Annotated in this window: 10 protein-coding genes; 2 read left to right on the top strand and 8 right to left on the bottom strand. The window is 71.9% G+C overall.

The window, feature by feature from the left end:
- From C1I93_RS26370 to C1I93_RS26345, 6 genes are all read right to left on the bottom strand, one after another.
- The coding region (locus tag C1I93_RS26370; RefSeq protein WP_111245981.1) for an NAD(P)/FAD-dependent oxidoreductase at nt 1–1,284 on the bottom strand (1,284 nt) is incomplete at its 3' end.
- 36 nt (nt 1,285–1,320) lie between these two features.
- Nucleotides 1,321–1,608: a DUF6510 family protein gene (locus tag C1I93_RS26365; protein WP_111245980.1), complete on the bottom strand. Its 288-nt coding sequence runs from the start codon at nt 1,606–1,608 to the stop codon at nt 1,321–1,323.
- A gap of 14 nt (nt 1,609–1,622) precedes the next feature.
- Nucleotides 1,623–2,345 (bottom strand): ferredoxin reductase, encoded by a 723-nt coding sequence (locus tag C1I93_RS26360; RefSeq protein WP_111245979.1) that lies wholly within the window; start codon nt 2,343–2,345, stop codon nt 1,623–1,625.
- Between the two features lie 8 nt (nt 2,346–2,353).
- On the bottom strand, nt 2,354–2,944 hold the full coding sequence (locus tag C1I93_RS26355; RefSeq protein WP_220039603.1) for a sulfite oxidase-like oxidoreductase: 591 nt from the start codon (nt 2,942–2,944) through the stop codon (nt 2,354–2,356).
- A gap of 91 nt (nt 2,945–3,035) precedes the next feature.
- Nucleotides 3,036–4,049 carry a TerC/Alx family metal homeostasis membrane protein gene (locus C1I93_RS26350; RefSeq protein ID WP_111245977.1) on the bottom strand — a complete coding sequence of 338 codons (1,014 nt, stop codon included), beginning with the start codon at nt 4,047–4,049 and terminating at the stop codon, nt 3,036–3,038.
- Nucleotides 4,050–4,228: 179 nt separating this feature from the next.
- Entirely contained in the window at nt 4,229–4,423 is a 195-nt protein-coding gene (locus C1I93_RS26345) for a hypothetical protein (RefSeq protein ID WP_111245976.1), read from the bottom strand.
- 115 nt (nt 4,424–4,538) lie between these two features.
- On the opposite strand from C1I93_RS26345, the gene C1I93_RS26340 reads away from it, so the two are divergent.
- The gene (locus C1I93_RS26340; protein ID WP_111245975.1) at nt 4,539–5,705 is read left to right on the top strand and encodes a CaiB/BaiF CoA transferase family protein; all 1,167 of its coding nucleotides are present in this window, start codon (nt 4,539–4,541) and stop codon (nt 5,703–5,705) included.
- A gap of 26 nt (nt 5,706–5,731) precedes the next feature.
- Here the strand turns inward: C1I93_RS26340 and C1I93_RS26335 are convergent, their stop codons facing one another.
- Nucleotides 5,732–6,142, bottom strand: a complete 411-nt coding sequence (locus C1I93_RS26335) for a DUF2267 domain-containing protein (RefSeq protein ID WP_111245974.1) — start codon at nt 6,140–6,142, stop codon at nt 5,732–5,734.
- Between the two features lie 142 nt (nt 6,143–6,284).
- Between C1I93_RS26335 and C1I93_RS26330 the strand changes: the two genes are divergently transcribed.
- Nucleotides 6,285–6,557, top strand: a complete 273-nt coding sequence (locus C1I93_RS26330) for a DUF2795 domain-containing protein (RefSeq protein ID WP_111245973.1) — start codon at nt 6,285–6,287, stop codon at nt 6,555–6,557.
- Nucleotides 6,558–6,733: 176 nt separating this feature from the next.
- Here C1I93_RS26330 and C1I93_RS26325 read toward each other — a convergent pair whose 3' ends face one another.
- A complete protein-coding gene (locus C1I93_RS26325; protein ID WP_111245972.1) occupies nt 6,734–7,414 on the bottom strand; it encodes a hypothetical protein in 681 nt (226 codons plus the stop codon).
- Nucleotides 7,415–7,535 lie beyond the last annotated feature (121 nt).

The following is a 7,535-nucleotide window of genomic DNA, read 5'->3' as shown; positions in this document are numbered from 1 at the left end:
AAGTTCCGGCGAGGCGCTCTCCAGGGGAACGGCGTTGGCGGGAACGAGCCCGAGTTGCACCGCCGAGCGAGGCAACGTCGCGTCCAGCACCCAGTCGGCGCCCACCCGGGCCCGGTTGCCCGGCATCGCCAGCAGGTGGTAACCCCGGGTCACCGCCTTGGCCAGCAGACCGGACAGCGGCACCTTGAGCGGGTTGGCCGCCGCGTCCCGGCCGCCCAGGTCGACCACCCAGCCCAGGTCGTGGTGCCGGTACGGGCGGCGCCGACCCTGACCGTACGAGGCGGCGATGTTGTGTGCGACGAGCTTGCCCTGCCGCTGGGCGTGCTGGGCGGTCATGGTGCAGATCTGGCCGGGACGGGTCAGGTCCGGCACGGCGGCGGCGTCGCCGCAGGCGTACACCTCGGGGAAGCCGGGGACGTTGAGGTACTCGTCGACCACCAGCCGACCCTTCTCCGTGCGCAGGCCCAAGTCCGCCACGAACGGGTCCGGGCGTACGCCCACGCACCAGACCAGGGAACAGGTGGGCACGTAGTCGCCGTCGGAGAGCTTGACCCCGTCGGCGGTGGCGACCGCCACGGAGGTACCCATCCGCACGTCCACGCCGCGCCGGCGCAGCACCCGGTCCGCGGTCCTCGACATCCGCTCGTCCAACTCGGGCAGCACCCGCCCGGCCACGTCGAGCAGCAGCCATTTCGGGCGGACCTTGAGCCGGGGGCGCTGGGCGGCCAGCGCGTCGGTGAACAACTTCCCGTGCGCGGCCACCTCGGTCCCGGTGTAACCGGCGCCCACCACGACGAAGGTGGACCGGGCCTGCCGCTCGGCCGGATCCTCGGCCTGCTCGGCCAGCTCGATCTGACGCACCACGTGGTCGTGCAGGTAGAGCGCTTCCGGCAGGCCACGGAAGCCGTGCGCGTACTCGGTCACCCCGGGAATCGGCAGCAGCTTGTTCACGCTGCCCACGGCGAGGATCAGTCGGTCGTACGCCAAGCGGTTGCGGTCCCCCTCCGGCTGGGTGAAGCCGACCCAGCGGTTCTGGAGGTCGACGTGGTCGGCCTCGCCGATGACCACCCGCACGCCGTCCAGCGTCCCGGTCAACGGCACCGCGATCCGGCCCGGCTCCACCACCCCCGCCGCCACCTCCGGCAACAACGGCAGATAGAGGAAATAGTCGGTGGAGTTGAGCAGGACGATCTCGGCCCGGTCGCGGGCCAGCCGGCTCAGCGTCTTGGCCGCGTGGTAACCGGCGAAACCGGCTCCCACGATCACCACACGAGGTTTCGTCATCTGGAGCCGGTTCCCGCCGGGAGCCAGGGCAAACGTCTAGGCGGACGGCGGTGGCTCGGCGGGCATCGGAAAGCGCAGGAACGTGGTGCCGCGCAGATCCAGCCAGGCGGCATCGGGCGCGCGGACCAGCCGCATCATCACCTCCACGCAGGTCGGGCAGCGCGCGACCAGTCCGGGAGCCTGCGAGTAGACCCGCAGTCCCGCCACCGGGCCGGTGCTGCCGCAGTGGGCGCAGCGGCCGGTGGCGGTGCTCAGGTCGACCGCGAACAGCTCCGACAGCGGTCCGTCGAGCATGTTGCCGTCCAGGTACGGCAGCTCGGTCATCGACGCCTCTCCTTCTACGCGGTCGGGCCGAAACGTTCGGTACGCACCCGCCGGGCCGGGTGACCCAACCCGACCAGCAGGTCGGAGGCGGCCTCCACGAAGCCGGTCGGGCCACAGACGTAGACAAGCGGTTCCAGCTCCGACGGCCAGCCGTGGGTGTTGACGTCGGCCAGCCCCAGTCGGTGCGGTTCGCCCCGCCAGCCCTCGGGCGCCTGGCGGGTGTAGACGTACGCCACGTCGAGGCCGGCGTCGTCGCGGACCCGCCGCCGCAGCTCGTCGGCGTAGAGCACGTCGGCCGGGGTGCGTACGGAGTAGATCAGCCGGAACGGTGCCCGACTGCCGGCGGTTCGCCGCGCGCGGATCATGGCCATCAGTGGCACCACGCCGGACCCGCCGGCGACCAGCAGCACCGGGTCGGTCTGCTGGGGACGCCACACGAACCAGCCACCGACCGGGCCGCGCACCTCGACCGGATCACCCTCGCGGTAGGTGTCGACAAGGAAGGGCGACACCTCGCCGTCGGGCACCCGCTGCACCGTGATCTCGATCCGGTCACCGTCGGCCGGCGCGGCCAGCGAGTACGACCGGGCGGCCTGGTAACCGTCGGGCGCGGTGAGCCGGATGTCGACGTGCTGGCCGGGCAGGTGCGCCGGCCACTGCGACACCTGGAGCACCAGGGTCTGCGCGGTGGGTGTCTCGACCCGGCGGCTCACCAGCCGGGCCGGCTGCCACCCCATCCGCCCGGTCAATCGCCGGAGTACCGCTGCTCACGCCACGGGTCACCGTAGTCGTGGTAGCCGGCGGTCTCCCAGAAACCGGGGGTGTCCTCGAAGCCCAACCGGATGCCGCGCACCCACTTGGCCGACTTCCAGAAGTAGAGGTGCGGCACCAGGAGCCGGGCCGGGCCGCCGTGTTCGGCGGGCAGGTCCTCACCGTCGTAGGTGTGCACCAGCCATGCCTGACCGTCGCGCAGGTCGTCCAGGGGCAGGTTCGTGGTGTAGCCGCCGTAGGAGTGGGCCAGCGCGTAGTCGGCGGCGGTCTCCACCTCGTCGAGCAGGGTGTCCAGCGAGACGCCCTGCCAGCTCGTGCCGAACTTCGACCACCGGGTCACACAGTGGATGTCGACGGTAGGCGTCTGCTGCGGCAGGGCCATCATCTCCGCCCAGCTCCACCGGTACTCCGCGCCGGTCTCGGTGGTGATGACGAACTCCCAGCTCTCCTGCGGCACGCGTGGTGTCGGGCCGGCGGAGAGGACGGGAAAGTCCGAGGTGAGGTACTGCCCAGGCGGCAGGTCGGGTGTTTCGGCGCGAGGACGCCCCCCGAAGCCAGGTGTCACGATTCCCACCGCCAATTCCTACCACGTCCCGCGCCGTGGGCGCGCGGCTTCCTCGGCCGCCGGCGTCGGACCCCGGCGACCGAGGAATCGCTCACTGCCGCTCGGTGACGACTTCCTTCGAGCCCGGCACGACGTTGCGGGTGGCCCGCAGGCTGGTGATGGTGACGACCGTCAGTACGCCGAGGATGACCAGGAGCGAGGCGAGCGTCGGGATCTCCGGCACGCCCTCCCAGACGCCGTGCGCCCAGTGCAGTCCGAGCTTGACGCCGATGAAGGCCAGGATGATCGCCAGGCCGTAGGTGAGGTGGACCAACCGGCTCAGCGCCGCGTGCAGCACGAAGTAGAGCGCCCGCAGGCCCAGCAGGGCGAAGGCGTTGGTGGCGAAGACGAGGTACGGATCCTCGGTGATGCCGTAGACCGCCGGAACCGAGTCCACGGCGAAGACCACGTCGGTGGCGAGCACCGCCACCACCACCAGCGCGAGCGGGGTGAGCGCGCGACGCCCGTCGACGCGTACGGTCATCTTCGTGCCGTGGTACTCGTTGACCACAGGCATGAACCGGCGCAGCAGACGCACCGAGCGCATGGTGCCGATGTCGACCGACTGCTCGTGCCCGGTGAAGGCGTCGCGCAGCAGCTTGGCCGCGGTGAACAGCAGGATCAACGCGAAGATCAGGAAGGCGAAGTCGAGCGTCTGCAACGCCGCGGCGCCCAGGGCGATGAAGACACCGCGCAGCACCAGCGCGCCGGTGATGCCGAAGAGCAGCACCCGCTGGGCCAGCACGCTCGGCACCGCGAACGCGGCCAGCAGCAGCATGAAGACGAAGAGGTTGTCGACCGACAGCGACTTCTCGACCAGGTAACCGGTGAGGTATTCGAAGCCGCGTTCCGAGCCGTACCGGGACCACACCCAGGCGCCGAAGGCCAGCGGCAGGGCTATGTAGAACGCCGACCAGCCGAGCGCTTCCTTGAGCTTCACCTCGTGCGGGCGTCGCGTGACCAGGAAGTCCAGCACCAACAGCGCGAGTACGCCGGCGATGGTGACAGCCCAGAGCGATGGCGTACCCACCGACTGCAGCTGGGCCGCGACAGACATTCCGGACATATAGGGCCTCCTCGAACACCATGTCATGTTCGAGGTCTCCTTCACCCACGTTTCGTGGGCAACCACCCGAGGCGCACCCGGGGTGCGCCGTACTGACCGGTATGGTTCGTGGGAAGTACTCCCCTCGTGGTGCCTAGGTTAGGACAGCCGGATTCGAGCCGCCAGGCGGGGGACGCTGATCACACACCCGGCCGGCCGGACACCCTCGGCCGGGCGGCCTGGTCGGTAACCGGCACGCTCGATCGGGGGCGGAGCAGCCGCATACCCGGCACCTCCACCAACCGGTACATCACGCCCGACGCGGCCACCCCGACGGCCAGCGCCACCAGCACCACCGCCAGTTCGACCAGGAGCGGCCGGCCGCTATCGGTCACGGCCTGTTAGCGCAGGGTTAACATTCCGAGTCCATTTCATCTGCTGTCATCGCTCGCCGGCGAGGGACGAGGGCACGGGAGGGGACGAGGGCCAGGATGATCGTATCGTGATCCGATGACCGCAGAGCTGTCCGCCGGGCCCCTGGCCGGCGTACGCGTCGTCGAGCTGGCCGGGATCGGTCCGGGCCCGTTCGCCGCGATGATGCTCGCCGACCTCGGTGCGGACGTGGTGCGGGTGGACCGGGTGAGCGACGTCGCCCCCGACGCCTTCGGCACCCCGCACCCGGACCTGCTCAACCGGGGCCGCCGCTCGATCGGGGTGGACCTGAAGTCGGCCGACGGCCGGGAGGTGGTGCTGACCCTGGTCTGCGCGGCGGACGTGCTGATCGAGGGTTTCCGGCCCGGGGTGACCGAGCGCCTCGGCCTCGCCCCGACCGACTGCCACGCGGTCAACCCGGCGCTGGTGTACGGCCGGATGACCGGCTGGGGCCAGCACGGCCCGTACGCGCCGTACGCCGGGCACGACATCGACTACCTGGCCGTCACCGGCGCCCTGCACGGCATCGGGCGGCCCGGCGCGCCTCCGGTGCCGCCACTGAACCTGCTCGGCGACTTCGGCGGCGGCGGGATGATGCTGGCCCTGGGCGTCGTCTCCGCCCTGTACGCGGTCCGCGGCGGCGCGTCCGGCCAGGTGGTCGACGCCGCGATCGTGGACGGCGTGGCGGTGCTCAGCACCCAGATCCACGCGCTGCGACAGCTCGGCATGTGGCAGGACCCACGCGGGGTGAACCTGCTCGACGGCGGTGCCCCCTTCTACGACACGTACGAGTGCGCCGATGGACGCTTCCTCGCCGTCGGCGCGTTGGAGCCGAGGTTCTACGACGAGTTGGTCCGGCGCACCGGCTTCCCACTGCCACCGGACGAGGCACTCGACCGCACCGACCCGACGAACTGGCCGGCGCTGCGTACGGCCTGGGCACGGCTGTTCCGCAGCCGTTCCCGGGACGAGTGGGCGGCGCTACTGACCACCTCCGACGCCTGCGTGGCACCGGTCCTGGACTGGGCTGAGGCGCCGCACGATCCGCACCTGGCCACGCGGGGCACCTTCGTGGTCCGCGACGGTGTGGTGCAGCCGGCACCGGCACCCCGATTCTCCGGCACCCCCACGTCGGTGCGCCGGCCGCCCCCGTGGCCCGGGGAACACACCGACGAGGTGCTCGCCGAGGTCGGCTACCACCCGGACCGGGTGGCGCGGCTACGGGCGGCCGGCGCGATCGGCTGAGCCCGCCCGGCGCAACACGGGGACGGTCAGGCCCGGCGGAGCGTCGTGCCGGGGGCGAGGGCCGGTTCGACCAGGTCGCGATAGTCGCGGGGCAGCCGGACCACGAGTTCGTCGAACTCGCCGTCGGTGACCGCCGTGCGCAGGGTGGCGAAGACCGCGCCGATGACGGACCGGGCCGCGGGCTCCTCGATGCCCGCCCGGACCGCCACCCGGGCCACGAACTCGGCCGCGCCGAACTGTTCCGCCGCCTCGGTGCCCGGCGTGGGTCGCAGCGGCGACCGCAACGGCTCGGGCAACCGCACCGCCAGATCCAGCACCTCGCCGCCGGTCAGCCGCTCGGTGAGCGTGGCCAGCGTCGCCCGGGTCAGCTCCTCCGCCCGCCGCGCCGACGTACCTGACCGTCGGGCGACCTGGTCGACGAACGTGTCGTAGTTCACCGCGTACCCCCTTCCCGGCGCGGTTACCCCGCCGGCCCGGTCGGAAACGGCTGCGGTTTTCCGGCCGGGGCGCGTGAGCGGCGCGCCGGTGGGTAACCGCGCCCGGTCGTGGCGGGATCTAAGCCGGGAGGAGCCACCGATCATGGCCAGTTACCCCGAGGTGCTGAAGTATCTGTCCAACCTGGACTATCCGGCCGGGAAGGACGACGTGGTGCGGGAGGCCGAACGAGAGGGGGCGCCACCGGACGTGCTGCGCGCGCTGCGTGCGCTGCCGCCTGTCGACTATGCCAACGACGCCGAGGTGGCCCGGTCGGCCGGCATCGAGGCCGCCCCCGAGGTGAGCGACGCGCAGGAGGCCGCACGCGCCCGGGACAAGCGTCACCAACGGGTGTCGCAGCACATCCGCAGCATCTGAGAGACGGCGGACGCCCCGGCCGCGAACCGCGACCGGGGGCGCCGAGTAACCACCTGCCCTGGTGGTGCGATGAACGCCCGAACCGGGTCGCGGTCACCACCAAGCGGCCCACGACCGCCCGAACCGGGCAGTCGCTGCTACTGCGCACAGCATACGGCATGCCATCGGCCGAACGGTCAGGGGGTGCCGACAAAAGTCTCATCCAATTCGGCGTACCGCCGTTCCAGGTCCACTCGGGCGAGCGCGCCGACCAGCCAGGCGAGCCGTTCCGACTCGCCACCGCCGGCCAGCCCGGCCAGTTCCTCGGCCGAGCGGCCCAGCCCGAGACGGCGGGCAGCCGCCAGCGCCCGCCGGTCCGCCACCGGGGCGACCTCCGCCCACAACGCCTGCACCTCGCGCAGGAACAACTCGACCACCTGGCCGTCCACACCCGGCAACTCGGCGAGCAACGCCCGTTCGCGGGCCGGGTCGCGGCCCGCCGCCGACCGTAGCCGCCGCAGATCGCCCCGGTATCGTTCGACCACGCTGCGGGCCAGGTCGCCGAGCCGGTCGGCCAGCGCGTCGACGTCCCCGCGCTGACCGCTGTCCCGCAGCACCCGGACCCGTTCGGCGTGCAGCGAGCGGGCCAGCCGGGCGGCGCTGTCCCAGCCGGCGTCGGGCAGGGCGTGTGCGCTGTCCAGAGCCCGCTGGAAATCGCCCCGGCGGGCGAGCAGGACCGCGAGGCAGAGCAACTGGAACAGGCTGGCCGGGTTGTTGGTGACCCGGAATCCGTACTGCTCGGCGAAGCCTCGACCGCTGCCGGCGAGCCGGCGGGCCAACCGCTTCTTGTCCTCGATGGTGGAGACGGTGGTAAGCATGTCGGCAGTTACCCGTGTCCCGCCGGGTCACGCCTGCCTCCGCCAGGCAGGCGCGACGGTCAGTCGCGCAGGGTGCCGGTGCGGTCCCGGGCCTTGAGCCGGACGGTGGGCAGCGCGGGGG

This window comes from Micromonospora endophytica, from assembly GCF_003236305.1.
GTDB classification, from domain to species: domain Bacteria; phylum Actinomycetota; class Actinomycetes; order Mycobacteriales; family Micromonosporaceae; genus Micromonospora; species Micromonospora endophytica.
This window is presented reverse-complemented; position numbering and strand designations above follow the sequence as displayed.

Bases quoted from the DNA above. Each gene is read 5' to 3' on its own strand.
- C1I93_RS26365 (WP_111245980.1), bottom strand. From the start codon at position 1,608: ATGACCGAGCTGCCGTACCTGGACGGCAACATGCTCGACGGACCGCTG.
- C1I93_RS26330 (WP_111245973.1), top strand. From the start codon at position 6,285: ATGGCCAGTTACCCCGAGGTGCTGAAGTATCTGTCCAACCTGGACTAT.
- C1I93_RS26360 (WP_111245979.1), bottom strand. From the start codon at position 2,345: ATGGGGTGGCAGCCGGCCCGGCTGGTGAGCCGCCGGGTCGAGACACCC.
- C1I93_RS26340 (WP_111245975.1), top strand. From the start codon at position 4,539: ATGACCGCAGAGCTGTCCGCCGGGCCCCTGGCCGGCGTACGCGTCGTC.
- C1I93_RS26325 (WP_111245972.1), bottom strand. From the start codon at position 7,414: ATGCTTACCACCGTCTCCACCATCGAGGACAAGAAGCGGTTGGCCCGC.
- C1I93_RS26350 (WP_111245977.1), bottom strand. From the start codon at position 4,049: ATGTCCGGAATGTCTGTCGCGGCCCAGCTGCAGTCGGTGGGTACGCCA.